19 protein-coding genes are annotated in these 26,058 nt (G+C 37.4%); 7 read left to right on the forward strand and 12 right to left on the reverse strand.

Annotation, left to right across the window (positions count from 1 at the left end; translation table 11 throughout):
• The first annotated feature begins 32 nt into the window (after nucleotides 1-32).
• A complete protein-coding gene (locus M2265_RS13180; protein WP_243655487.1) occupies nucleotides 33-2,390 on the forward strand; it encodes an OstA-like protein in 2,358 nt (785 codons plus the stop codon).
• Nucleotides 2,391-2,460: 70 nt separating this feature from the next.
• Here M2265_RS13180 and M2265_RS13185 read toward each other — a convergent pair whose 3' ends face one another.
• The 7 genes from M2265_RS13185 to M2265_RS13215 form a co-directional block, all read right to left on the reverse strand.
• The gene (locus M2265_RS13185) at nucleotides 2,461-3,039 is read right to left on the reverse strand and encodes a DUF417 family protein (RefSeq protein ID WP_132772366.1); all 579 of its coding nucleotides are present in this window, start codon (nucleotides 3,037-3,039) and stop codon (nucleotides 2,461-2,463) included.
• Nucleotides 3,040-3,119: 80 nt separating this feature from the next.
• The gene (locus M2265_RS13190) at nucleotides 3,120-3,938 is read right to left on the reverse strand and encodes a helix-turn-helix domain-containing protein (protein ID WP_132772368.1); all 819 of its coding nucleotides are present in this window, start codon (nucleotides 3,936-3,938) and stop codon (nucleotides 3,120-3,122) included.
• Nucleotides 3,939-4,067: 129 nt separating this feature from the next.
• Nucleotides 4,068-5,033 (reverse strand): glycosyl transferase family 90, encoded by a 966-nt coding sequence (locus tag M2265_RS13195; protein WP_132772370.1) that lies wholly within the window; start codon nucleotides 5,031-5,033, stop codon nucleotides 4,068-4,070.
• 2 nt (nucleotides 5,034-5,035) lie between these two features.
• A complete protein-coding gene (locus M2265_RS13200) occupies nucleotides 5,036-5,608 on the reverse strand; it encodes a non-canonical purine NTP diphosphatase (protein WP_132772372.1) in 573 nt (190 codons plus the stop codon).
• 67 nt (nucleotides 5,609-5,675) lie between these two features.
• Nucleotides 5,676-6,233, reverse strand: coding sequence for a hypothetical protein (locus M2265_RS13205; RefSeq protein WP_132772373.1), 558 nt, complete (start codon nucleotides 6,231-6,233; stop codon nucleotides 5,676-5,678).
• Nucleotides 6,234-6,240: 7 nt separating this feature from the next.
• Nucleotides 6,241-7,221, reverse strand: a complete 981-nt coding sequence (locus tag M2265_RS13210; protein WP_021188785.1) for a deoxyhypusine synthase family protein — start codon at nucleotides 7,219-7,221, stop codon at nucleotides 6,241-6,243.
• Between the two features lie 133 nt (nucleotides 7,222-7,354).
• Nucleotides 7,355-8,452: a mandelate racemase/muconate lactonizing enzyme family protein gene (locus M2265_RS13215; RefSeq protein WP_132772375.1), complete on the reverse strand. Its 1,098-nt coding sequence runs from the start codon at nucleotides 8,450-8,452 to the stop codon at nucleotides 7,355-7,357.
• A gap of 932 nt (nucleotides 8,453-9,384) precedes the next feature.
• Here M2265_RS13215 and gltB point away from each other — a divergent pair.
• The 3 genes from gltB (at nucleotide 9,385) to M2265_RS13230 (ending at nucleotide 18,587) form a co-directional block, all read left to right on the forward strand.
• Entirely contained in the window at nucleotides 9,385-13,899 is a 4,515-nt protein-coding gene (gene gltB / locus M2265_RS13220) for a glutamate synthase large subunit (RefSeq protein WP_132772377.1), read from the forward strand.
• 15 nt (nucleotides 13,900-13,914) lie between these two features.
• Nucleotides 13,915-15,372 (forward strand): glutamate synthase subunit beta, encoded by a 1,458-nt coding sequence (locus M2265_RS13225; RefSeq protein WP_132772379.1) that lies wholly within the window; start codon nucleotides 13,915-13,917, stop codon nucleotides 15,370-15,372.
• 269 nt (nucleotides 15,373-15,641) lie between these two features.
• Entirely contained in the window at nucleotides 15,642-18,587 is a 2,946-nt protein-coding gene (locus M2265_RS13230; protein ID WP_132772381.1) for a VIT domain-containing protein, read from the forward strand.
• 129 nt (nucleotides 18,588-18,716) lie between these two features.
• On the opposite strand, the gene M2265_RS13235 is transcribed toward M2265_RS13230, so the two are convergent.
• Genes M2265_RS13235 through tgt form a run of 3 tightly spaced genes read right to left on the reverse strand, consistent with a single transcriptional unit; the run spans nucleotide 18,717 to nucleotide 21,873 of the window.
• The gene (locus M2265_RS13235; RefSeq protein WP_132772383.1) at nucleotides 18,717-19,628 is read right to left on the reverse strand and encodes a DMT family transporter; all 912 of its coding nucleotides are present in this window, start codon (nucleotides 19,626-19,628) and stop codon (nucleotides 18,717-18,719) included.
• Nucleotides 19,629-19,639: 11 nt separating this feature from the next.
• Nucleotides 19,640-20,719 carry an LptF/LptG family permease gene (locus M2265_RS13240; protein ID WP_132772385.1) on the reverse strand — a complete coding sequence of 360 codons (1,080 nt, stop codon included), beginning with the start codon at nucleotides 20,717-20,719 and terminating at the stop codon, nucleotides 19,640-19,642.
• A 23-nt stretch (nucleotides 20,720-20,742) separates the two neighbouring features.
• Nucleotides 20,743-21,873, reverse strand: a complete 1,131-nt coding sequence (tgt, locus tag M2265_RS13245; protein WP_108160421.1) for a tRNA guanosine(34) transglycosylase Tgt — start codon at nucleotides 21,871-21,873, stop codon at nucleotides 20,743-20,745.
• Nucleotides 21,874-22,074: 201 nt separating this feature from the next.
• On the opposite strand from tgt, the gene M2265_RS13250 reads away from it, so the two are divergent.
• Together M2265_RS13250 and rsmG are read left to right on the forward strand one after the other, a co-directional pair.
• Complete coding sequence (locus tag M2265_RS13250; protein WP_132772386.1) at nucleotides 22,075-23,220, forward strand: glycosyltransferase; 1,146 nt, start codon at nucleotides 22,075-22,077, stop codon at nucleotides 23,218-23,220.
• A 24-nt stretch (nucleotides 23,221-23,244) separates the two neighbouring features.
• Nucleotides 23,245-23,880: a 16S rRNA (guanine(527)-N(7))-methyltransferase RsmG gene (gene rsmG / locus M2265_RS13255; protein ID WP_132772388.1), complete on the forward strand. Its 636-nt coding sequence runs from the start codon at nucleotides 23,245-23,247 to the stop codon at nucleotides 23,878-23,880.
• Nucleotide 23,881: 1 nt separating this feature from the next.
• Here the strand turns inward: rsmG and M2265_RS13260 are convergent, their stop codons facing one another.
• Together M2265_RS13260 and M2265_RS13265 are read right to left on the reverse strand one after the other, a co-directional pair.
• On the reverse strand, nucleotides 23,882-24,487 hold the full coding sequence (locus M2265_RS13260) for a hypothetical protein (RefSeq protein ID WP_132772390.1): 606 nt from the start codon (nucleotides 24,485-24,487) through the stop codon (nucleotides 23,882-23,884).
• 89 nt (nucleotides 24,488-24,576) lie between these two features.
• Nucleotides 24,577-24,807, reverse strand: coding sequence for a hypothetical protein (locus M2265_RS13265; RefSeq protein WP_132772391.1), 231 nt, complete (start codon nucleotides 24,805-24,807; stop codon nucleotides 24,577-24,579).
• Nucleotides 24,808-24,961: 154 nt separating this feature from the next.
• Between M2265_RS13265 and dprA the strand changes: the two genes are divergently transcribed.
• Nucleotides 24,962-26,053 carry a DNA-processing protein DprA gene (gene dprA / locus M2265_RS13270; RefSeq protein ID WP_132772393.1) on the forward strand — a complete coding sequence of 364 codons (1,092 nt, stop codon included), beginning with the start codon at nucleotides 24,962-24,964 and terminating at the stop codon, nucleotides 26,051-26,053.
• Nucleotides 26,054-26,058: the final 5 nt, after the last annotated feature.

A 26,058-nucleotide genomic window follows, 5' to 3' on the forward strand; every position in this document is an offset into this window, starting at 1 on the left:
TTTTGTCCTTTATATTTATGGCCCTGGGCCTCATGCTAGCATCTGCACAACAGCAAGATGAACTCCGTTTATTGTCGTCTTCTTACAGTGTTCTCAATTCAAAAACAGGCAATGCAATGTTTTACAGACCGGTTTATGAACATAAAGGATCTACCCTCTCTGCAGATAGCGGTTATTTACATAAAGACGACATAGGGCGCCAGTTCTTTGAAGCTTATAGCAATGTGATCATTACACAGCCTACCGGGACTCAAATATTCGCGGATAAACTTCACTACGATGCGGCTTCACAAAATGCAACGCTAACGCAAAACGTCCGTATGGTCAGTCGGTCTTCCATACTTACGACCAATCATCTGCAGTATAACATGAGAAGTAGTGTTGGAAATTATTATGGTGGCGGCCGTATCACTAGTGGTACAGATACCATTACGAGTACCAATGCGACTTATTTCGAAAATACACAAGATGCCTTTTTCAATAAAAAAGTCGTGGTACGAACACCAAATGTCAAAATATACACGGATTCAATGAAGTATAATTCGCCTAGCAGTATGACTTACTTCTATACCCCTACCAATATCAAAGGGAATAAAGGGGAAAATCTATATACAGAAAAAGGAGATTATAATACCAATACCGGCGTAGCAAACTTCACAAAGAAAAATCTATATACCGAAGGCAGTAAAATGCTAAAAGGAGATACGCTGCATTATGACCGACGAACCGGAGAAGGAGAAGCGATCCGTAATGTTGTATTTGTCGATACGACCGATAAGTTTTATGCCTATGGGGACAAAGGATTATATCGACAGTCGGATGAATCCATCACGATGACCGACAAGCCCTTGATCATCTCTGTCGTCAAAAAAGATAGTACGCAAAGTGATTCAACAAATACTGGAAATATAAAAACCAATCCGTCCAACAAAAAAGAGGTAAAGAAGAAAGAAAAAGAAGATAAAAAGGTTAAAGAAGAAGTTGTCTCAAAAGATGATAACAAGGGAGAGAATAAACTAGTCAAATTAGATCCTGTAGTAGTACCTAAGGACTCTGTACAGATGGATTCTATATTTATGACTGCAGATACCCTGTTCTCAAAAATGATTCTCCGAAGCACCTACATACCCAAAAATTTCAAACTAAGCCGTGACGGTGGTGAGCTAGATGTAGAGGTAGATGAAGATTATGGAGACGATAATGATAGTACGGATACCGATTTTACAGCAGGTTTAGATTCTTTGCAGCTGAAAGGTGATACCTTAGGAAAAAAGGAAATCAATAACGATGCACCTCAAAAGAAAATTAAAGACAAGCAAGCTGTCTTAAAAGAAAAAACCAAACAGGAGCCTAAAAAAGCAAGTCCAAATACTGAAAAAACAACAGCAAAACCTGTTGTAAAAGATTTAAATCGTTTTGAATTAGAGAAAAATAGTAAGGCTGACAGTATTTTGCGAAAAAATGCAGTCGTCCCAAAAGCAGATTATAGTGATCAGATCTTTAATAAAGCTCTTAAAGCTGCGAAAAACAATCATGAAAAACCTGCAGCTCCGCCCGACACAGCAAAAACCCGTATTGTCAAAGCATACCATAATGTGCGCATGTTTAAATCCGATTTTCAAGCTGTAGCAGATTCCGTTTACTATGGTATGGCAGATTCTATGTTCAGGCTAATGGGAAAACCGATGATCTGGGCAGAGAAATCTCAAATATCCGGTGATACGATTTTTCTGCAATTTGTGAATCAGAAACTGGACAATACGTTAATTGTAGGTAATGCTTTTATGGTAAATGCAACTTTGGACTCCGCTAAATACAATCAGTTAAAAGGCCGTAAAATAACCGGATTCTTTGATAAAAACAGTTTAGAGCGGATGTTCGTTGATGGAAATGCCGAAAACATCATTTATGTCGTCAATGAAGAAACCAATGTAGCAACAGAATTATTCCATGATCGCAGCAGCCGCATTAAAATTTACATGGAAAACAATAAATTGAAAGAGTATGTTTCCATTAGAAAAGTTGATGGTAAAGTCTACCCAATTGCCCAGTTAACGCAAGAAAAAGAATTTCTACCGGGGTTTATCTGGAGGCCGGAAGATAGACCGAAGTCAAAAGAAGATTTACTCAATAGAAAACGATCTGTTGCAAAAGACGAGATTAAAGTTCCCGAGGCTGAAAACAAAGAGGGAAAACCTAAAGAGAAAACAATTAAGAATATAGAAAGCGAACCCGAGGAAAAGCCTCAAGAAGAAGTTAAAAAACAAACTACGCCTAAGCGGGAAATTCAGAAAATGGATAGTAAGGCTCAAGGAGAAAAATTGCAGGCCGTACAAGATAGCACTCTTATTAAAGCAGTTTCTCCAAATAAAGAACCGATCAAAAAGTAAGATTTAATTAAAAGATCATCAACAATGCGGCCTATCAGTAATACCGCATTGTTGATGATCTTCAAATAAGTTAATGTCTTTCGGAAACCAACAAGCGCTTAGCACTATCTGCAGCGATCACAAGACCTGCTGCCAACATAATAATATCTTTTATAACCAAACGCCCTGCTGCGGAAAGGTAGGGAAATCCATAGTGAGGTGTCGGAAAATCACCACCTAAATTTGGCACAAATGTTTCTGGCGTGGTAATCAAGAATGATAAAGTCACGAGGGACATCCCAAATGTCAAAACACCACTAAGCAATCCTATTTTCGGAAACCATATACCTAATAAAACAAAAAATCCAATTCCGACAATAACCGCTCCCAAGCCATAAGAAAATAGATATGTCCTATTTTCATTATGCCAATCCACATTTTTTTGAACAGTTTTACCTTCAGGATTTTTATACTGCTGATACTCTGGTGCCTTCTTGCTGTAAAAAAAAGACATAACAGGACTATTTGCTACAAATGGAACAATACCATCAGCTTCGTACTGAAATGCCTTTAAACCACCTATCCATGCCATCACAAGAAAGACTGCAAAACGTAAAAAATTAATAAATTGATTTTGTAGTCCCGCTAGAAAAGAAATAAATCTGTACATAGTTGTCTATATTTGATATAGCTACAAACTTCCATTTTTTAAATCAGCTATGACATGGACAAATCGGTAAATTCAATAGATTATTTAGCCACAATGGAGATCCCTACACGCTCTCGAAAACCTGAAGGAGAAATACCAACATTCTTCTTAAAATACCTGCTAAAGTAAAACTCATCTTCAAATTGAAGTTTTGCAGCTATTTCTTTGACAGATAAATATGTCAGATGCAACATTTTTTTTGCTTCAAGAACAACACGATCCTGGATCAATTGGGAAGGAGATTTTCCAAATTCTTTTTTAACCTTTTTGCTGAATGAATCTACTCCAAGAGCAAGTTCATCTGCATAAAATTGCACCGATCTCTCAAAAAGAAAAGCAGACTCCAATAGTTCTTGAAATTTTAGACTAACTGTCAATTCGTTCTGATAAACATCGGTATGAACAAGCTGAAGAGATTTTTCTTTACTGCAAAGAGCCAAAACAAGTTGTAGATAAGATTTTAATACAGATTCAGAAAATGGACTTCCTCCATCTTTCTCCACTTCAATTTTATTAAAAATTGTTTTTATTTCAGTAAATAAAATCGGAGAAATAGTCACAAATGGTGTTAAGTAGATATTGTTAAATAATAAACCATTGCAAGCAACTTCCTTTTTATGATATTCAATGCAGTAAAAATCACCATGGAACTCCAATTTAATAATGGAAGCCGGTGTTGTCCCCTGCCACTTGAAATGTTGATAAGGAGATAAAAAAACCAAACTATAAGCCGCGCTGGAATAATTTGAAAAATCAACCGAAAATTTCGCCGGATTTTCGAACATAAAAATCTGATATAAAGCCGATTGAAAATCATCTTCGAGCGAAGATATATGAAGATGCTGAATATCGATTAACATAGTTTTTCTTCTAAATTTTTAGCTCCATTATAATCTACTTTGAAAAAAATAAAATAGACTATTCTAGCGTTCGCTTAATTAAAGTAACATCGATTTACAGCTGACTAAATTGAAAAGCAACACTCACTGCTATAATACTGCTCTTTGACCAGTTTTTATAAAAAACTTTTCTAATACCAGGACAGAAACCAGATCTTCTACCATCTGATTCTCAAACCGTTTCACAAACTGATGTGCATTCTTAATGATTTCTTCTGCCTTTTCCGGATTTTCGATATAATAATTTAATTTCACTTCTAAATCCGAATAATCATCTTGGATATGTATATAATGATAATCAGGGATCAATAACCCTTCCATAAACCATGTTTCAAACTTTGGAATTGGCATTACGGCAATAGAATTTGATGACATCACCCATTTTAAATTGGTCGCCACATCATTTCCTTCTAAGGCCAGTATAAATTTATAATGTAGATGTTCTGTTATTGAAATCGCAGGTTTATACCAGCCTTTATGTTGATTCTTTTTAGAGACATCTCCTAAATCGCACAGAGGATGATCAAAATAGATCTGAAAAAAACGGCTTCTGTGCTCCTGTTGAACTGTAGCGCGTCCCAGCAACATATTTTTTTTATCTCGAAAAGCAATCTCATCTTTGATAAAATTAAAATGCCTGACTTTATCCATATTTAGCAATACTGAATTGCAGTTATTTCCTCCAATAGGTCTGCTTTTCACAATTGCAGGTGTTTTGGGAATATCAACAACATCACCTGGAATCATATCTATTCGAAGATCACCGTCAAAATATCGTAAATATTCTTTCAGATCAAAATAATAAACCGAACCTTTTTTAGGTCTCTTCATATCCTTTAAGTAGCAAGCACCCTCTCCCACTGTTTGAATTTCATCTAGCTTATTGTAATAAGCCAGACGATCAATTATAGCATGGTCATAAGAAGAAAGATTGTTGATCATTGCTACTCTTTTGGATCGAAACAAAGGCAAAAATGAATATTCCCGGAAACTAGCTTTCACATAATATCCAAACTTAAAATTCTTATTCTTAAAAAATATTCGTTTTATATTCATTTCTAATTACTCAAAAACGCGGCTAATTTCTGAACAGCGACTGCCCGGTGGCTGATACTATTTTTCTCGTCTGCAGTCATTTCCGCAAATGTTTTACTATAGCCATTTGGTATAAAAATAGGGTCATAACCAAATCCATCCGCACCTTTACGTTCATCAATAATGTGGCCTTCAATACTACCTTCAAAAAAATGTTGCTGACCGTTTAGGTTAAGTGAAATCACTGTTTTAAATCGAGCGGTACGATTAGCGATACCTGCTAACTTCTCCAGAACCAAATTGATATTTTTTTCCATATCACGGCTACCAGAATAACGGGCCGAATACACACCTGGTTCACCATTTAATGCATCAATTTCCAACCCAGAATCATCTCCGAAACAATTTAATCCATATTTATTGACTAAATAATCTGTCTTCTGTTTTGCATTCTCATGAAAAGTAACACCTGTTTCAGGAATATCTTCATGGCAATCAATATCAGCCAAAGATTTAAGTAGGAATTTCTTTCCTACAATAGCCTGCACCTCTTCCAATTTATGTGCATTATTAGTCGCAAAAATAAGTTCAATCATCCGAATAAGATTTTATTCAAATGTATTAAATATAATAGAAAAAACAGCTAATTATCCGAGCTAAAGACTAGCTCTGATGTTGAATTAATGACTTAAACTCAGTCCAAAAAGCTTTTTTCTTAACCATGTCTGCAAACATCTCTTCAAAACTGTATGTATTAAAGACTGTCGCAATACGACCGTGCATATAGGAGTTATGCGCAATCTCAGGCAACTTTAATGATAAAGGTTCAACGCCTAGAAGAATAATCTTTTTAGGAGTGAAAAATGACATGATTCGCTTAAAGTCATTTGGATTGTGTGCATTGGCCAAATTAACAACCGCAACATCAGCAACTGTTAGCTTAAGCGCCCCAATTGTCTTTACAAATGCCTCCTCTGCATCCGGAGAAAAGTAAGGATAAGCGGGATATCTTAAGATAAACAGAATTCCTTTTGCTTTAGAGCCCTGATATATAAATTCCTCAACAGATTCCTGATGAGCAGTAACCTGTTGAGGATTTAAAGGTGAAGATACCGATTCAGACTGACCCGAAAAAGCTTCTACAGCATCGGCCGTCGCGAATATAGTCTCGGACATGAATGCCTGTAAAGCAATGGGGTCTGTAGTCAGTAAATTCGACATATTCTTATTATTTACCCAAAATATAAGAGAAAATCAAAGGAGCAACAATAGTTGCATCAGACTCAACTACGAATTTAGGTGTATCGATATCTAATTTACCCCAAGTGATTTTTTCATTTGGAACAGCACCAGAGTAAGAACCGTAAGATGTTGTTGAATCAGAGATCTGACAGAAGTAAGACCAGAAAGGAACATCTTCCCACTCTAAATCTTGGTACATCATCGGAACAACACAAATAGGGAAATCACCAGAGATACCACCACCGATTTGGAAGAAACCAACACCCTTACCAGAAGAGTTAGCACGGTACCACTCTGTTAAGTAAATCATATATTCGATACCAGATTTCACTGTATGAACATTTAATTTACCTTTGATGACATTAGAAGTAAAGATGTTACCTGTCGTTGAATCTTCCCATCCTGGACAAACAATAGGCAAGTTTTTCTCTGCAGCAGCAACAATCCAAGAGTTTTTAGGATCAATTTCGTAATATTGTTCCAACACTCCAGAATTAACCACCTGGTATAAAAATTCGTGTGGTAAATAACGCTCACCTTTTGCTTCAGCTGCATGCCATACATCTTCCAGATGTTTCTGTAAACGACGGAATGCTTCCTCTTCAGGAATACAAGTATCTGTAACACGATTATAATGTTGATCTAATAATTCTCTTTCTTGCTCTGGAGTCAAGTCACGATAGTTAGGAACACGCTTGTAATGTGAGTGTGCTACTAAATTCATAACATCCTCCTCCAGGTTAGCACCTGTACATGAGATGATATGTACTTTATCTTGACGAATCATTTCAGCCAAAGAAATTCCCAATTCAGCAGTACTCATTGCACCACCTAAAGAAATTAACATTTTACCACCTTCTAATAGATGAGCCTCATAACCTTTAGCTGCATCCACCAATGCCGCAGCATTGAAGTGAAGGTAATTTTCCTCAATAAACTGAGAAATAGGACCTTTTTGTGTACTCATAATATTTTGTTACTTTTAATAAAATAATAAGTGTAGCAAAGGTACTGAATATTATTTATTTTAAGCTTGGAGGTCTGCCAAACAGCATGCTATTCAAGCATTTTTTAACAAATGTTAAAAAATATTTGCAATCTTAAATTACCCATCGCTCACAGGAATCCAAAAATTCCTGGTTAATATCAGCACCAATACCCGGAAGATCCGAAAGATGAATATGATATCCTTTATATTGAATACCACCGACAACAGGATCCTCTAGATGGCCGACCATACAAGTATCCAAATCATAAAACTTCACATTCGGCGCAGCATAAGCAAAATGAACTTTCGCGGCTAAAGCCAATCGACTTTCAAGCATCCCCCCTATCATACAGGGAATATTAAATTCAGCAGCTATTGCGGCGATTTTTAATGCCTCATGAATGCCTCCTGATTTTGAAAATTTAATATTAATATAGTCACAGGCATCTGCACGACACAAGCGCTCCGCATCATGATGGCTATAAACAGATTCATCTGCCATGATCAGAACCGTTGTTTCGGTACGAAGTTCAGGAAGCAAATGATCTAAATAAGTACGCATAGGCTGTTCACAAAACTGAATCTTAAAAGGTTCCAGTCCCTGCAAAGCTTCTACAGCACCTTCGTATGTCCATCCTTGATTTGCATCAATACGAATCGGCATATCAAAGCCGACCGCTTTACGGATTTCCCGAATCCTTGCGATATCCGTTTTAGGATCCTTGCCCAATTTCACTTTCAACATCACAGCCCCTGCACGGTACAACTCTTTTGCCTTAGCTGCCATTTCTTCCGGACTGGCGATACCTAAAGTGATATCGGTTACGATCTCTCGTGGAATACCTTTTAAAAATTGATATAACGGAACTCCTGCATTTTTTGATGCAATATCATATAAAGCCATGTCAAATGCAGATTTTATTGTTGTATTGCCGGCTATATACATATTTAGCTCTGCGAGACGCTCCTCTATATTTAAAGGATCTTTACCTTTCCATAACTTCGCAAAGTCACGCGCTATCACTAAACAGGTGTCCTGGGTTTCCCCTACAATCATAGGAAAGGCAGAACATTCACCAACCCCAACGATTTCGGTATCCGTAAGAATCCGAATAAAGGTGTTCTGTGCAAAATCCATAGTGCCTGTTGCAATGACAAAAGGCTCCATAGGAATGCTTAATCTATAAATTTCTATTTCAGTGATTTTCATGGTTTAAACTATTATGTATTTCCTACCTCACAGCGAAAATAACAAAAGCTAAGATAGATAAAGAATATCTAAAATATAGCGCAAAGCTTATCCGTTCCAGAATTAGTTATATACTGAAATCTATTATTTTTTAAGGACCTGTCTCCGATCGACTTCTTATTGAGATCGGAATACAATGCGCAAAGGAAAGTCCGTGAAAGTCCATGGAAGTCCGTAAAAGTCCATACAAGTGCATACGTTCTTTCGCCTTACTCCGACATTGCTAGGGCACTGGCAGGACAACTCTTCGAGTCTGGTTCGAGTACCCTTCGATTATTATTCGACAGGTATTCGGCAGGGTGGCGAACACCTACCGAATAAAACACGAACAACTGTGGGACCTGCCTCCTATCTCTCCCCTAGCAAACTCGAACTTAAGTCAAACGGCAGTCATTCACAATTGAATAAAGTAAGAGTTCATTTCGCCCTTCGTTCGCAAAAGGTTCGAAAAGGATTCGGCTTGCTTATACCGATCCTATACCCATCCTATACCTCGCCTATACTGAAACAGTAGACAAACGGAAGACAAACAGTAGACAAACGGAAGACAAACAGTAGACAAACAGAAGACAAAAGGTAGAGCTTTACCGAAGGCTTCCCGAACAAAGTGCGAATAAAGAGTGAAGCATACTTTAATCAAGTAAAAGGCAGATAATCTTGATGAACCCGCTTTAAAACTGCGTCACCAATCATTAAGATAATACAAATCATTTATTACAACACGTAACATGCTCATTCAAAAAACAAATCACAAAGCTCTTCCAAAATACAATATCAGCAATAAAAGACTTTTTATTTACAAATAACATAAGCTTATTTAAAATAATTTATAAAATCTATAATATTTTAATGTTTTTATTCATATATTAGCAAAGTAATAATTGAATAGGAAGATGATTGAAAGTAACACAAATCAGCAAGGGCTATACGACCCGAGTTTTGAGCATGACGCCTGTGGGGTTGGTTTTGTAGCGCATATTAAAGGAATAAAATCACATGCACAGGTAAAAGATGCCTTGACCATGTTAGAAAATATGGAGCATCGTGGTGCTTGTGGCTGTGATCCAGAGAGTGGAGATGGCGCAGGTATTATGATCCAATTACCACATGAGTTTCTTTGGGAAGAATGTATTAACCTGGGTATACAACTTAAAGAACCAGGATATTATGGAGCAGGAATGGTTTTCCTACCCAAAGAACCTGAAATGAACAAAATTTGCAGAACAGTTATACAAGAAGCGGCTACTGAAAGGGATATGAAATTCCTTGGATTTCGGGATGTACCAGTAAGTAGAGCAGGTATAGGCCCGACAGCATTAAGCGCTGAACCCGAAATAGTTCAATTCTTTATCGACAGACCCGAGACCGTACATAACACTGAAGAATTTGAACGCAAATTATTTGTCCTCAGACGTTTGATTATCCAAAAAATCAAACAATATCAAGAATACCCACTACCGCTTTACTTCGCTTCCTTATCTTGCAAAACAATTATTTATAAAGGTCAGTTGACAACTTACCAAGTTGGCACTTATTTTAAAGACCTTCGCGATCCAAGAGTTGTTTCTGCATTTGGATTAGTACACTCTCGCTTTTCAACCAATACTTTCCCTTCCTGGTCTTTAGCACAGCCTTTCCGTATGTTAGCGCATAATGGTGAGATCAACACATTAACAGGAAATCTGAACTGGTTTTACGCAGGCATGCGTGCGCTTTCGTCTCCTTATTTTACAGAAGAAGAGATGGAGATCTTACTACCTGTTGTAGACCGTGGTCAATCTGATTCTGCATGTCTAGACAATGTTGCAGAACTTTTATTACACAGTGGCCGTAGTCTTTCCCATGTGATGCTGATGCTGGTACCTGAAGCTTGGGATGGCAATACACAAATGGATCCATTAAAACGGGCATTTTACGAATACCACGCCACATTAATGGAGCCTTGGGATGGTCCAGCTGCTCTTTGTTTTACTGATGGCAAGTCCATTGGTGCAACCTTAGATCGAAACGGACTGCGTCCGTTACGCTATGCCATCACTTCAGATCATCGTGTTATCGTTGCTTCAGAGGCAGGAGCACTTCCAATTGATGAATCAACAATCATCAAAAAGGGAAGACAACAAGCTGGTAAAATTTTCTTGGTCGATATGGAACAAGGTAAAATTTTATCTGACGAAGAGGTAAAAGGTGACTTAATACGTCAACAGCCTTATGGCGATTGGTTAGACAGTTATAAAATAAAATTAACAGAATTGGCTGAGCCTCGAGTTACCTATACCTACCTGTCTAAAGAATCGGTATTTAAGTATCAGCAGACTTTCGGATATTCGAGAGAAGACTTAGAAACAATTCTAACACCAATGGCATTGACCGGGTATGAGCCAACAGGTTCCATGGGATCTGATGTACCATTAGCTATACTTTCCGATCAACCGCAACACTTATCCAGTTACTTCAAGCAGTTTTTTGCTCAAGTGACAAACCCTCCTATTGATCCAATAAGAGAGCGTTTGGTTATGAGTCTAGCAACATTCATTGGAAATGCAGGCAACATACTCATTGAAGATAAAAAATTCTGTCACTGCGTTACGCTTGAACATCCGATATTGACCTCGAAAGAATTAGAAAAGCTACGGTCAATAGACACGGGTGTATTTCAGGCAAAAACTTTACAATCTTACTTCCGAGCAGATGGTCAAAATGGTTCCCTGGAAGCTGGATTAGAACGTCTTTGTCGTTATGCAGATGATGCTGTACGTGATGGATTCGAAGTATTAATACTTTCAGATCGTGCGATAGATTCGCAACATGCACCTATTCCATCTATATTAGCTGTATCTGCAGTACATCACCATTTAATTAAAACAGGAAACCGCGGTGCTGTTGGTCTTGTTGTAGAAGCTGGAGATGCTTGGGAAGTTCATCATTTTGCATGTTTACTAGCATTCGGAGCCACCGCAATCAATCCTTACATGGCGCTTGCGAGTATTCGTACGATGAAAGAACAAAGTAAAATCGAAACCGAATTAACATGGCCTGAACTTTCCAAAAACTACGTAAAGGCAGTAAATGCAGGATTATTAAAGATATTTTCAAAAATGGGAATATCGACCCTGCAGTCGTATCATGGTGCACAAATCTTTGAAGTATTAGGTTTAGATAAAACTGTTGTAGACAAATATTTTTGCGGTGCTGTATCCCGTATCGGCGGCTTAAACCTTGATGATATTGCACAGGAAGTACTGACAAAACATTGGGTGAATTTCAAAGAAAGCCGTACTCCACAGACGTTACTTCCTGAAGGTGGTCTCTACCAATGGAAACGAAGAGGTGAAGGACACCTTTGGAACCCTGATACTGTACATCTTCTGCAACAGGCTTGTCGCAATGACGACTATGCTACTTATAAAAGATATGCGGAAAAAATAAACAACCAAAAAGAACAGATGTTCACCCTGCGTGGTTTATTAGATTTTGCTAAACATAGAACAGCAATTCCTTTAGAAGAAGTAGAACCAGCTAGTGATATTTTAAAACGCTTTGCCACAGGTGCGATGTCATTTGGTTCTATTTCACATGAAGCACACAGCACACTGGCAATTGCGATGAACCGCATCGGTGCAAAATCAAATACTGGAGAAGGTGGTGAAGATGAGCTCCGTTATCAGCCCCTACCGAATGGCGATTCCATGCGTTCTGCAATCAAACAAGTGGCATCAGCACGATTTGGTGTAACATCTAACTATCTGACACAGGCAGACGAAATACAGATCAAGATGGCTCAAGGTGCTAAACCTGGAGAGGGCGGTCAGCTTCCTGGACCTAAGGTTAATGAATGGATTGCTAAAACAAGACATTCAACGCCAGGTGTAGGGTTAATTTCCCCGCCACCACATCATGACATCTATTCGATTGAAGATTTAGCACAATTAATCTTTGATCTAAAAAATGCAAACCGTGCTGCACGTATCAATGTCAAACTCGTTTCAAAAGCGGGTGTTGGAACTATTGCTGCGGGTGTCGCAAAAGCACATGCCGACGTTATTCTGATAGCAGGATTTGACGGAGGAACAGGAGCTTCTCCGATCAGTTCGACAAAGCACGCAGGTTTACCTTGGGAATTGGGATTAGCAGAAGCACACCAAACTTTGGTGAAAAACAAACTTAGAAGCCGTATCGTACTACAAGCAGATGGACAGGTAAAAACTGGACGGGACATCGTTGTAGCAACCTTATTAGGTGCAGAAGAATGGGGCGTATCAACTGCTGCCCTTATTGCTGGTGGCTGTATCATGATGCGTAAGTGTCACTTGAATACTTGTCCAGTAGGTGTAGCCACACAAGATCCAGAATTAAGAAAATTATTCACCGGTAAACCTGAGGACATTGTTAACCTATTCCGCTTCATGGCCGAAGAAATCAGAGAGACCATGGCAGAATTGGGTTTCCGTACCATCAATGAAATGGTAGGAAAAGCACAGTTCCTTAAAAAACGTGAGAACATAGATCATTGGAAAGCTTCCAAAATTGATTTCTCAGGCATATTATATGTTGAGCCCAACGATCCTAATCAGTCTCTTTACAATACTGAAGAACAAGATCACGGCATGGGTATGATCTTAGACTGGGGATTATTGAAACAAGCGAAACATGCCTTAGAAAGCAAAACTCCAGTTTTTGGAACTTTCACGGTTAAAAATACGGATCGTACCATCGGTACGCTATTGTCGAATGAGATTTCTAAACTATACGGATCCGAAGGCTTACCTGATAATACCATCAATTACAAATTTGAAGGTTCTGCGGGACAGAGTTTTGGTGCATTCTCAACAAAAGGACTATCATTTGAGTTAGAAGGTGAAGCGAATGATTATGTTGGTAAAGGATTATCTGGTGCACAATTAGCGATCTATCCGAAAGCAGAAAGTAAATTGATACCGCATGAAAATATCATCATCGGTAATGTTGCTCTATTTGGTGCTACATCGGGACATCTCTTTATTAATGGACAAGCCGGCGAACGATTTGCTGTTCGTAATTCAGGTGCTACGGCAGTAGTAGAAGGACTTGGCGACCATGGTTGTGAATACATGACCGGGGGACGTGCACTTATCTTAGGAGCTACTGGAAGAAATTTCGGCGCTGGTATGAGCGGTGGTATCGCCTGGATCTATGATAAGCAAGGAACATTTAGAGACAATTGTAATACTGAAATGGTTGATCTTGATCCATTGGAACAAGAAGATGAAACCGCAATTATTGCATTGCTAAAAAGACATATTTTACTCACAAACAGCAAAATTGCACAACATATTCTCGAAAACTGGACTGCTGAGAAAAACAGCTTTATCAAAGTATTTCCAAAAGAATACAAACAGGTATTACGTACAAAATTAGTTGAAGCATAATCAGGAGGAAAAATCATGGGAAAAATAACAGGATTTAAAGAATACGATCGTGAGCTTCCGCAAAAAGAACCGGTAGCTTACAGAATACAGAATTTTCAGGAATTCAACAAGGGTTACACAGATAGTCAACTGAATACACAGGCCGCACGTTGTATGGACTGCGGTATTCCATTTTGTCACTCAGGATGTCCTTTGGGCAATGTAATACCTGAGTTTAATGATGCCGTTTACGATGGAAAATGGGAAGATGCATACAACATATTGACCTCAACAAATAACTTTCCCGAATTTACAGGAAGAATTTGTCCGGCTCCATGTGAATCGGCCTGTGTATTGGGTATACACAGTTCTCCTATTACCATTGAAGAAATTGAAAAACATATTATTGAAATTGCTTTCAATAAAGGTTATGTAAAACCTAACAAAAGCTATATTAAAACAGATAAAAGAGTTGCTATTGTTGGATCAGGACCTGCGGGTTTAGCTGCAGCCGCACAATTAAATAAAGCTGGTCATGACGTTGTCGTTTTTGAACGTGATGATCAACTGGGAGGCTTACTCCGTTATGGTATTCCAGATTTTAAATTAGACAAGAAAATTATTGACCGCCGGATTTCGGTGATGCAGGAATCAGGTATTAAATTTAACGTAAACGCTGAGGTTGGCAAAAACATCTCCCACCATGAGTTACTTTCTTTTGATGCTGTTATTTTAGCAACAGGCTCAACTGTTCCTTGGCATTTGGATATTCCTGGAAAAGAATTAAAGGGTGTTCATTTCGCGATGGACTTTCTGAAACAGCAGAATAAAAAAGTGAGTGGTATTGAATACACGGAAGAGCACATCATCGCCCAAGGAAAACATGTAGTCGTAGTCGGTGACGGTGATACTGGATCGGATTGTATCGGTACTTCCAATCGACAACTGGCACAGAGCATTACCCAGATCGCACGTAAACCAATCCCTGCAAAGGAACGATTAAAGAATAATCCATGGCCATCAGATAAAATCACCTTCAACACTTCATCATCACAAGAAGAAGGTTGTGACCGACTTTGGGCAACCGAAACAAAAGCCTTCATCAGTGATGACCATGGAAATGTCAAAGCTGTTCAGATCATAGAGGTCGAATACGAAGTAGATGATTTCGGTAGAAGAACAAAATTAGGTCAATCAGAGCCTAAAGAAATTCCGGCAGATCTTGTTCTTTTAGCTGTCGGTTATCAACATACAGAGCAACAATTGCCAGAAAAACTGGGTGTTCAAGTCGATAGCCGAGGAAATATAGTTGCGACAGATAAAGCTTACCAGACTTCGGTAGATAAGATCTTTACAGCTGGAGATTGTAGGAAAGGACAATCATTAGTTGTATGGGCGATATCAGAAGGCCGTGAGTGTGCTAGAAAAGTAGACGAATTCCTAATGGGGCATTCGGAGCTTGAAAGCAAAGAAGCTATTCATCAATATGCTTAATACCAATCCTAAATAGAAAAGAATGAGCCCCGTAAATATATTTACGGGGTTTATTCTTTTATAGCACTTCCTGTCACTGACTCATCCGGTTATTTCATCTCAAAGATGAGTAGCATATGGACCCTCGCTGATCTCAAAAAGCTTTTATTCATTTTAACCGGGACTAAGATTTTCAACCTACATGAAGTTTTTTAATCCTGCGGTTAATTATGGAATTCGTTACTAAGATGCATCATCTTAAATGAACACAGCAAGCTAATTCAAAAAATATGAATAAGATCCTCATAATAGCATTGATTTTATGTCTCCTACTTCAGGGAGAGAATATTAAATCACAGAATAATCCAAATAGACCTATTCCCAGCTTAAAAATATCGAATGATCCAAAAGATCAGGCAAAAGTTAATCTACAGGAGCTCGATATTCAAGTTAATATTTTTGGTAACATCGCGAAAACAACGATGACAATGACCTTCCGTAATAATGAAAACAAAGACTTGGAGGGCATACTGACATTCCCCATGCCTGAAGGTGTTTCGGTAACAGGATACGCCCTTGATATTAATGGAAAACTACGTCAAGCTGTTGCAGTTGATAAAAACAAAGGGACTGAAGTCTTCGAAAGTATTGAATCTCGTCGTGTAGATCCTGGATTATTAGAGCGTGTAGAAGGCAATAATTTTAAGACCAGAATATATCCTATACCTGAACAAGGTCAACGAACCATTAGCATAACTTATGAAGAGAATTTACAATTCCATGCTTCGACTGGTTTTCAATACCATTTACCTTTAGCCTATAAACAAGCGATCGAGCGGTTTAAACTTCAGGTAAATATCTACCAAACAGACCAGGTACCGACATTGATCAGCAAACCAGATGGATCACTCATATTTTCAGAAAAAAATCACATTTATCAAGCGGCTATAGCTAAAAACAATTTTATACCTGAAAAATCATTAGTTATTGGACTACCTAAGCGACCAAATGAGAACATCATTTTGACACAGGTTAATCAAGATCAATCTTTCTATTTCCTTAGCAATATATTTATCGATGCTCCTTCGAAAGCAAAAACCTGGAAAAACAAAATTGGGATCATCTGGGACAATTCTTTAAGTGCTAAAGATAAGGACATTCAAAAAGAATTAGCACTTCTGGATCTCATCATACAACAAAAAAAGAATTTAACTATAGAGCTGGGCTTACTGAATATCAGCTATGTAAAAGCGGGAACATTTCACATAGAACAGGGAAATTGGACTGCTCTAAAAAATTATCTCTTGCATTTAACTTATGATGGCGGAACAGACTATTCAAAATTGAATGATCAAGTGCTGCAAGCGGAGGAATATCTTTTCTTTACCGAAGGGTTATCCACATTTGGGTCAAATCAAGTAACCATCAACAAACCAACATATTGTATCTCTTCTTCTGCTATTGCAGATTACAGCACACTCCAGGCCATTAGCAAAAAAACTGGTGCAAAAACGCTCAATCTATTGAACACATCACCTATTGACGGTATCAAGAAATTAAGTTCAGAAAATTTAAAATTTTTAGGGATCAAAGAACATGCTGATTTCTCAGAAATATATCCAGCGATCCATACAGAAGTACAGGATCATATCGCGATTTCAGGTCTCGGAAAAAACAACGATTTAAAACAGATTACCTTACTCTTTGGCTACGGGAATCGTGCAACTCAAGAAGTCAAAATTGACATCAATTATCAAGAAAATGAGTTGGATATTCATAAAATCTGGGCTCAGAAAAAGATTGCAACATTAGATGTTGATTACACGGAAAATAAAGAACGTATTGAAGAACTTGGTAAGCAATTTGGTATTGTTACCCGTAACACAAGTTTAATTGTATTGGAAACCGTGGAAGATTATGTACGATATGCCATCCTGCCTCCAACAGAATTGCTTCCAGCTTATCATAAATTGATTAAAGAACAAAGCGTTCTTCGGGAGGAACGTATGCATGATTTATTGGCACAGGCTGAAACCGCTGTCCAAGAATTAAAAAAATGGTGGCAGACCGACTTCAAAGCAAAGAAAAGTTATCCACAGCCTAACAGGATCGTAGAAGAATCATTTGTAGAGCCCGAAGTTCATCCAATCAATAATGCACAAGCTGCAACATCAAAAATGGTATCATCAGAAAGCAGACAGATGTTTTTAGCAGATGATCAATATTCAAATCTGAAGGAAATAATATTAAGCGATTTAGAAGACCCAGTTTCTGATCAACAGCATTATTCCGGCACTGATGTGAGTGACAGAATAACTGCTGGTGCAAAAATCACCATTCCTGACATTAAAAATGACAATATGTATCTGCAGGTCTTAAAAAAATCAGCGAATCCCTATCAAACATATCTCGAACTTCGCCAAGCATATTTGGGTACTCCGAGCTTCTATTTTGACGTTGCTAATTTTTTCTTTCGAAAAGGCACAAAAGATAAAGCATTATTAGTGTTGAGCTCACTTGCAGATCTTCAAATTGAAAATGCAGATTTATTTAAGACAATAGCTTACACACTTAAACAATGGGAACAATATCAATATGAACTTTACATCAATAAGAAAATCGTAGACTGGCGTCCTATGGATCCGCAAAGCCACCGCGATTATGCTTTAGCATTATTAGATAATAAACAATATCAAAAAGCTTTTGATCAATTATATAGTATCCTAACGCAAAGTTATTCCCCTGAAGCAGCCGATCGCGACGATGGTATTGAAGAAATTATTGTGATGGAGTTAAATAATTTATTAAAATTAAACCAGACTCATGTTAATAGCAATAACATCAGCAAAAAACTCACTGCAGATCTTCCTGTTGATATTCGTGTAGTGATCAATTGGAATTCAAACAATACAGATATAGATCTTTGGGTGACAGATCCATATGGAGAAAAATGCTTTTACAGCAATAATAGCACTGCAATGGGAGGACGTTTAAGTAATGATTTTACCGGAGGATATGGCCCTGAACAATTTCTATTAAAAAGAGCAGTCAAAGGAAAATATAAAGTCGAAGTAGATTTTTATAATGATAATTCGCTAACGCTAGCAGGTCCAACAGCAGTTATGGCAGAAATATTCACCTATTATAGCTCCGGAAAACAGGAACGTAAAATCATCCCCCTGTACTTAGATAAAACCAAAGAGCAGCATGTGACCATCGGAACATTTGATTTTTAATCCAGTGCTAAGTCAAAAAAAAGCGTGCTTAAAATCAGTTTTAAGCACGCTTTTTTTATCAGGATACGCAATAAATCCATTAAATTCCGTTCTGTAACAAGAGCAGATATATAAAGCTAAAATAGATAATTAATAGATTTTTCTAATAACCAAATCCTGCTTCCGTTTCTCGATTTTTGTTTTTAAGTAAGGATAGAAGAAAACTGCACCTAAAACAATGGCAGCACCACCATAAAAACCTAAACTCATCGTCTCTTTTTGACCGAAGATCAGCATGGCCAATAAAATGCCATAAACAGGTTCCAGATTTGTCGTTAAAGCAACTGTAAAAGCACTCAATTCTTTCATCACAGCAACACCTAAAACATACGCAACGGCAGTACACAATACCCCTAAGATCAATAGATAAATTAAATCCGATTGATTGAGAACCATATTTTCATTAAAATCTCCACTGAATAACATAAAAACTGACACCCAGAAAAAAGCACCCAGCATTTCATAAAATGTGATCAAGGTAGCGCTTGATTTTTTAACCATTCTGGCATTTGCAATCGAGAAAATACTTGCACAGAATGCACATGCTAAGCCCGCAAGAATACCTTCAATATAATTGGATTCAAATTGAAATATCATATAGATACCCATTATTATCACTACACCAACTAACATATCCATTAGGGCGATCTTTTTCTTATTGATCAGGGGTTCCAAAATAGAAGTATACAATGTCAAAGAAGATAATGTTACCAAAGCTACTGATACTGTAGATACCTTAATTGCATAAAAAAAGAGTACCCAGTGAAGCCCTACGACACCTCCGACCATTATGAAAGAGATAAAATCCTTTCTTTTTACCAGAATCTGCTGCTTGCTAACGGCAAGATAAATCCATAGAGAAATCGCCGCAATCAAAACCCGATACCAAACAAGATGTATAGCAGATATCGAAATCAAATTACCCAAAATTCCTGTAAAACCCCATATCAGGATTGTTAAATGCAGAATAAGAACATTCTGATTAATTTTAATTTTTGACATTGTCGGTTTGTTTATTTTGGCGCCTTTATAGCCAAATAGATTGCAATAATTAAAAATGTAATATTGGGAATTAACACTGCAATCAAAGGAGGGAGCCCTCCTTTTAATGAGAACATAGTGGCAAATTGAATGAACACGATGTAGGTAAAGCTCAATCCGATACCGATACCCAAACTAAGACCAATACCTCCTCTGACCTTCTTAGAGGATAAGGCAACGCCCATCAAAGTAAGCACAAATGCCGAAAAAGGATAGACATAACGTTTATATTTCTCCAATTTAAGATCTGTCATCATCCCTGTACCCCTAATTTCCTCTTTATGGATACGCTCGTCCAGCTCTTTCGTATCCATGGCTGTAAAAATATTATCATACAGTTCAAAATCACTCGGCTTCATATCCAAAGTGGTATCTTTTACGGTACCCTTGTCCATTCGTTCATGAAGACCATTAATAATCCGGTTTGTATAATCATGTATTTTCCACTTAGTCGTTACAGAATCCCATGTAATACGCTCAGCGATCATTTTTTCCAATAAGGTATCACCCTTAAATTTTTCCAGTACAAACTTATATCCAATCTTGGAGTTGTTATCAAAGTTGTCTATGTATACATAACTGTTTTTATCAATCTGCATATGCGTGGACACTTTCGTATTATCTTTCAAAGGTTTTACATACACATTTTCAAAACCGATCTTCATTTTATTCGTTTTCGGAATAATATAAAGGTTAAAGACAAAAGAAACTGCAAATATAAGCGTTGCAGAAAAAATATAGGGTCTTAAAAGCCGGTTAAAACTATAGCCGGCACTTAATATGGGTACGATCTCCGTTTGATCGGCCATCTTCGAAGTAAAGAAGATAACAGCGATAAAATTGATCAGAGGACAAAGGAAATTTAAATAAAACGGGATAAATCCTGCGTAATATTCAAATATAATTTTGTCCATAGGAGCATTATATTTCAAGAAATCATCCAATCGCTCAGAAATATCAAAAATGACCATGACGACTGTAAAAATAGCCATCGTGAACACAAATGTGCTCAAGTACTTTTTAATAATGTAACGATCGATAATAGAAAACATAATACTACTAAGATGCAAAAAAATTACAAACGTTGACCTAATACTTTGACCATTTTATTTTTCCAATCGTAGAATGTACCATCTACAATTTTCTCACGTGCCTCATTTACCAGCCATAAATAGAAGTGTAAGTTATGTAAAGAAGCAATCTGTGCACCTAAAAGTTCTTGCGAACGGATTAAATGGCGTAAATATGCTTTTGTATATACTTGATCTGAGTAAAGATCACTATCTGGATCAATTGGAGAAAAATCGTCTTTCCATTTTTCATTCTTGATATTGATCGTTCCGTGACGTGTAAAAATCATACCGTTACGTGCATTACGCGTTGGCATTACACAATCAAACATATCTATACCCAAAGCGATGTTTTCAAGTAGATTGATTGGTGTACCTACCCCCATTAGGTAACGAGGTTTATCTTCTGGAAGAATATTACAGACAACTTCCGTCATCGCATACATTTCCTCAGCAGGCTCTCCTACGGATAAACCACCGATTGCATTTCCTTCACGATTGAAAGACGCAATTTTCTCAGCAGATCTTTCACGTAAGTCTTTATATACTGATCCTTGAACAATGGGGAACAATGTCTGGTCATATCCATATAATGGTTCTGTACTATCAAAACGATCACAACATCTTTTCAGCCAACGGTGAGTCATTTCAATCGAACGACGGGCATACCCATAGTCACATGGATAAGGAGTACACTCATCAAAAGCCATGATAATATCCGCACCGATTACTCGTTGTGTATCCATCACATTTTCAGGAGTAAATAAATGCTTTGAACCATCAATATGTGACCGGAACGTCACACCTTCTTCTCGTATCTTACGATTGTCTGACAATGAATAAACTTGGTAACCTCCAGAATCTGTTAAAATTGGACGGTCCCAACCGTTAAATTTGTGAAGACCACCTGCCTTATTCAAAACATCCAGTCCCGGTCTTAGATATAAATGATAAGTATTTCCCAAAATAATTTGAGCTTTAATATCATTTCTCAATTCGTGCTGATGCACACCTTTGACCGTACCAGCTGTTCCAACCGGCATAAAAATGGGAGTTTGAATTTTTCCATGAGCTGTCTCAACAACACCTGCACGCGCTTTAGAAAATTTATCTTGTACTTGAAGAGTGAATTTCATTAATCTTTTATTTTTTGGGGATTCTAATTTGATGATTTTTACTGTTTCAGAAGCAAATTCCCCAACATGCTTTTTTTAAAATCTTTGCAAAAATACTATAAAAAGCAATGCAAAGATTGACCTTTTACAAGATTTTAACATTTACAGCACAAAAAACATTATTAAAGCAAATATCCTTGGAACATACTATCTTTGCAACCTATGAACATCGTACAGCAATACGCCTTCTATTACCCTTATATCGCCTTTGGCATCATCGGTTTATTACTGCTCATCCAGTTGTACTATATTATAATTGTATACGGAAAACTGAGTCGTCATAAAGTGCATTCTTATCAGGAACAAGATCAATTTGATCCTATTTCTGTCATCATCTGTGCACATAACGAACAAAAAAATCTAAAGCAGTTTTTAGCATCAATTTTAGAGCAGGATTATCCCCAATTTGAAGTGATTGTTGTTAATGATTACTCTACTGACGAGACAAAATGGATTTTAAAAGAATATCAATCTCAATATGATAACTTAAGAATTGTCGATATTAAGGAACATATACGGCTTAAGCATGGAAAAAAATTCGCCGTTACCCTAGGAATTAAATCTGCTATTTACGAAAAACTGGTTTTCACAGATGCTGATTGCAATCCAAATTCAAGCAATTGGTTAAAAGAAATAGCTGGAGCACTTAACCAACCGGATACAGAGATTGTCATCGGGTACTCCCCTTATTTTAAATATAGAGGTTTTCTCAATAAACTTATCCGGTTCGAGACAACGCATACAGCAATGAGTTACTTATCGTATGCGATAAAAAAAGATGCTTACATGGCTGTAGGCAGAAACATGGCCTACACAAAAACGTTATTTTTCAGTAAAAAGGGATTTGCATCACACATGCACATTAAATCTGGTGATGACGATCTTTTTGTAAATGAAAACGCTACGAAGAAAAATGTAGCCATATCCATTCATGAGGATGCTATCGTTTACTCAGAACCTAAAACAACCTGGAAAAGCTATTACAAACAAAAAGCACGGCATTCGGGCGCTTCGGTTATCTACAAAAAAAGACATCAGCGTATGTTGGGTATGCAATTGATCACTTCATTTTTATTCTACTTTACGATTATCCTGACTGCGATTATTTTCCCTAATTACTGGTACGTACCTGTAGCTGCATATCTAATTCGCCTACTTGCACAGCTCATTGTTTTTAGGGCAATATATAAGAAATTAGCAGTTTCTGACCTCATTTGGTGGTTACCATTATTAGACATCATCTACTATTTCTATATTTGCATCAACGGACTATTCAACCGTAAAAAGAAATCACTTAGCTGGAAATAATATTCATATTTTAAAACTTTCACTTTGAATCCTACAGTAGACATCATATATCAGTATTTTCCAAACTTAACAGAAGTTCAGAAAACACAATTTGCACAACTTGCAGAACTTTATCCGTTTTGGAACAATCAGATCAATGTTATTTCACGCAAAGACGTTGAAAGCCTTTATCTGCATCATGTATTACATTCTTTAGGTATTGCAAAATACGTCATGACATTTGCTCCGGGCACTCGTATTTTAGACGTTGGCACAGGCGGAGGATTCCCAGGAATACCATTGGCTATTTTATTTCCTGAAGTAAAATTTCATTTAGTAGATTCGATCGGAAAAAAAATTAAAGTTGTTCGCGAAGTTGCGTCTGCTTTAGGACTTGAGAATGTTGAAGCAGATCACATCCGTGCAGAACAATTGGACGACAAATATGATTTTGTTGTATCACGTGCTGTAACACGATTAGCAGATTTTGCTCCTTGGATCCGCAATAAATTCCTTAAACAGGATAAAAATGGAATTCCTAACGGTATCTTATATCTAAAAGGTGGTGATCTTAAAGAAGAAATTAAAGAGTCACGACTGAAAGCTGAGCTGCACCCACTTTCCGATTATTTTAAAGAAGATTTCTTCGAAACGAAATATGTCGTTTATGTTCCGATGTAATTTAGGGATTTAAGATTTCTAATTTAGGGAGACTCAGACGTTGATGAATGATTTCGACAGAATCTAGGTAGTTTTTTAAACTGTGCTGCACATAAGCAATCTGATCGTAATGGTCTGCCTTGCGCAACCATTTGGAGGAAGGTTCATAATAAGAACGAAATTTAACCAAAGAGTCTCCCGTTAAAGACGTGTAGGCTTCAGTTAGCGCAGTCCATTGTGCTAAGACTTTGTCTTGCTCGAACTCCCGCTCGAATAGTCTTTGAAGTCTCCGAGAAGCACGACCCTTCTTACTCAAAAGATTATACAACTTATTGAGATTAACGGCAAGACCGCCCTGATATGGCAAGGTCACCATATTTTTGGTATCTCCCCAAAAGTATATGGACTTATATGTAACCTGCTTTTCGGCCATTTTCTCTTCCGCCGTTAATTTTTTCCCAACTATTAGCGCAGTATCCAGTATATTGGTATCCTGATTAATTATTTTTTTATTCCGAAGAGTGGTATCTTGATAGGAAAAAACAAAATGAGCAGATGAAGATTTGACCCGGCTAAAAAATAAAAGCAGACAGATAGACATCAAAAAAAATAAGCGACCTGGATTCATTTCTTTATAATTAGTTATTTAAAAATAACAACAAAAGAAATATGAGCGACGATTTTAACTTTGTTTAACTGTCTATCTATCTTGAATTATTAACCCAATTCTTCTATAATTTTTTTGCCAATCGCATTAATCTCTTCATCCATACCAAACATTGGTAAACCAGTCTCAGGATTGGTTTTCAACCACAGATTCTCTGTATCTTTAATAATCTGTACATATTCTACCCCTTCTTTAAAAATCACATAAGTATCTTCCTCTTCTGGGAATACCGAGTAAACAATATTTTCAATTTCTATATCAAACGGTTCTTTCATTTCCATAGTCATATATTTTTATTTCAAACAAAGATACAAGCTATCTCATAATTCTCTAAAATATGAAAGTAAAATTCTTTTCTAATCATTTTTGATACCAAAAGTAAAACTGTTTTAGCCTGAATTTCAGTAAAATATTATTATCTTTAAATAACCGAATATGAACTTTTATCATCAAATAGCACTTACCAAAATTAAGGGGGTAGGACCTAAAACTGCGCGAGCTTTGCTTACGCACTGCGGCTCTGTGCAAGAAATCTTAGAGACAAATGCCAGTACTTTAGCAAAAATTCCAGGAGTAAACAGTCGAACAGCTAATGAAATCGCTGCGAAAAACTATCAGGAAGCAACCGAAAAAGAAATGGCATTTGTTGAAAAACACCAGATAAGAGTTTTATGGATAGATAATCCGGATTATCCTCAGAAATTGAGAAATTGTGAGGATGCACCACTGGTCTTATATTACAAAGGGAATGCCGACCTCAATAAAGAACGTATGGTCAGCATTGTCGGAACGAGAAATGCCACCAGCTATGGTCGCAAAATTTGCGATACGCTCATTGAACAGATGCAGCCTCTTGATACCACAATTGTAAGTGGACTGGCCTATGGTATCGATATCATGGCTCACAAAAATGCTTTACTGCATCGGATACCAACAGTGGGTGTATTAGGACATGGACTAGACCGGATTTATCCGGCGACTCATAGAGAAACAGCGTCAGCAATGCTTCAACAAGGTGGATTACTAACCGAATTTCCGTCAGACAGCAATCTTGACCGACAAAATTTCCCTATGCGAAATCGCATTATAGCAGGCATGTCTGATGTAACGATTGTCATAGAGGCGGCCACAAAGGGAGGCGCGCTCATTACTGCTGAAATAGCAAATAGCTATAACCGCGATGTATGCGCATTCCCGGGAGCAATAGATCAGCTTTATTCGGCAGGTTGTAATTATTTAATTAAAACCAACCGCGCACATCTGATCCGGGATGCGAAAGATCTTTGCTACCTGATGAATTGGGAAACTTCAGAAAAACAAACAGGTATACAGCTCCCACTCCTACCTCCTGAGTTAAATAAAGATCAGTTGCACCTCTATCTCTTTCTCCAGGGTAAACAGCAAGTGGGTATTGACGACATCACGCGTTACTGTAACTGGCCACAAAGTAAACTTGCGATGATTTTACTCGAAATGGAGATGAATGGTCATATCACCTCTTTACCTGGAAAAATGTATAAAATTTAAACCTA

Origin of the sequence: Sphingobacterium kitahiroshimense (genome assembly GCF_025961315.1) — a bacterium.
In the GTDB taxonomy this organism is placed as follows: domain Bacteria; phylum Bacteroidota; class Bacteroidia; order Sphingobacteriales; family Sphingobacteriaceae; genus Sphingobacterium; species Sphingobacterium anhuiense.

Bases quoted from the DNA above. Each gene is read 5' to 3' on its own strand.
- M2265_RS13180 (WP_243655487.1), top strand. From the start codon at position 33: ATGCTAGCATCTGCACAACAGCAAGATGAACTCCGTTTATTGTCGTCT.
- M2265_RS13185 (WP_132772366.1), bottom strand. From the start codon at position 3,039: ATGTACAGATTTATTTCTTTTCTAGCGGGACTACAAAATCAATTTATT.
- M2265_RS13190 (WP_132772368.1), bottom strand. From the start codon at position 3,938: ATGTTAATCGATATTCAGCATCTTCATATATCTTCGCTCGAAGATGAT.
- M2265_RS13195 (WP_132772370.1), bottom strand. From the start codon at position 5,033: ATGAATATAAAACGAATATTTTTTAAGAATAAGAATTTTAAGTTTGGA.
- M2265_RS13200 (WP_132772372.1), bottom strand. From the start codon at position 5,608: ATGATTGAACTTATTTTTGCGACTAATAATGCACATAAATTGGAAGAG.
- M2265_RS13205 (WP_132772373.1), bottom strand. From the start codon at position 6,233: ATGTCGAATTTACTGACTACAGACCCCATTGCTTTACAGGCATTCATG.
- M2265_RS13210 (WP_021188785.1), bottom strand. From the start codon at position 7,221: ATGAGTACACAAAAAGGTCCTATTTCTCAGTTTATTGAGGAAAATTAC.
- M2265_RS13215 (WP_132772375.1), bottom strand. From the start codon at position 8,452: ATGAAAATCACTGAAATAGAAATTTATAGATTAAGCATTCCTATGGAG.
- gltB (WP_132772377.1), top strand. From the start codon at position 9,385: ATGATTGAAAGTAACACAAATCAGCAAGGGCTATACGACCCGAGTTTT.
- M2265_RS13225 (WP_132772379.1), top strand. From the start codon at position 13,915: ATGGGAAAAATAACAGGATTTAAAGAATACGATCGTGAGCTTCCGCAA.
- M2265_RS13230 (WP_132772381.1), top strand. From the start codon at position 15,642: ATGAATAAGATCCTCATAATAGCATTGATTTTATGTCTCCTACTTCAG.
- M2265_RS13235 (WP_132772383.1), bottom strand. From the start codon at position 19,628: ATGTCAAAAATTAAAATTAATCAGAATGTTCTTATTCTGCATTTAACA.
- M2265_RS13240 (WP_132772385.1), bottom strand. From the start codon at position 20,719: ATGTTTTCTATTATCGATCGTTACATTATTAAAAAGTACTTGAGCACA.
- tgt (WP_108160421.1), bottom strand. From the start codon at position 21,873: ATGAAATTCACTCTTCAAGTACAAGATAAATTTTCTAAAGCGCGTGCA.
- M2265_RS13250 (WP_132772386.1), top strand. From the start codon at position 22,075: ATGAACATCGTACAGCAATACGCCTTCTATTACCCTTATATCGCCTTT.
- M2265_RS13260 (WP_132772390.1), bottom strand. From the start codon at position 24,487: ATGAATCCAGGTCGCTTATTTTTTTTGATGTCTATCTGTCTGCTTTTA.
- M2265_RS13265 (WP_132772391.1), bottom strand. From the start codon at position 24,807: ATGGAAATGAAAGAACCGTTTGATATAGAAATTGAAAATATTGTTTAC.
- dprA (WP_132772393.1), top strand. From the start codon at position 24,962: ATGAACTTTTATCATCAAATAGCACTTACCAAAATTAAGGGGGTAGGA.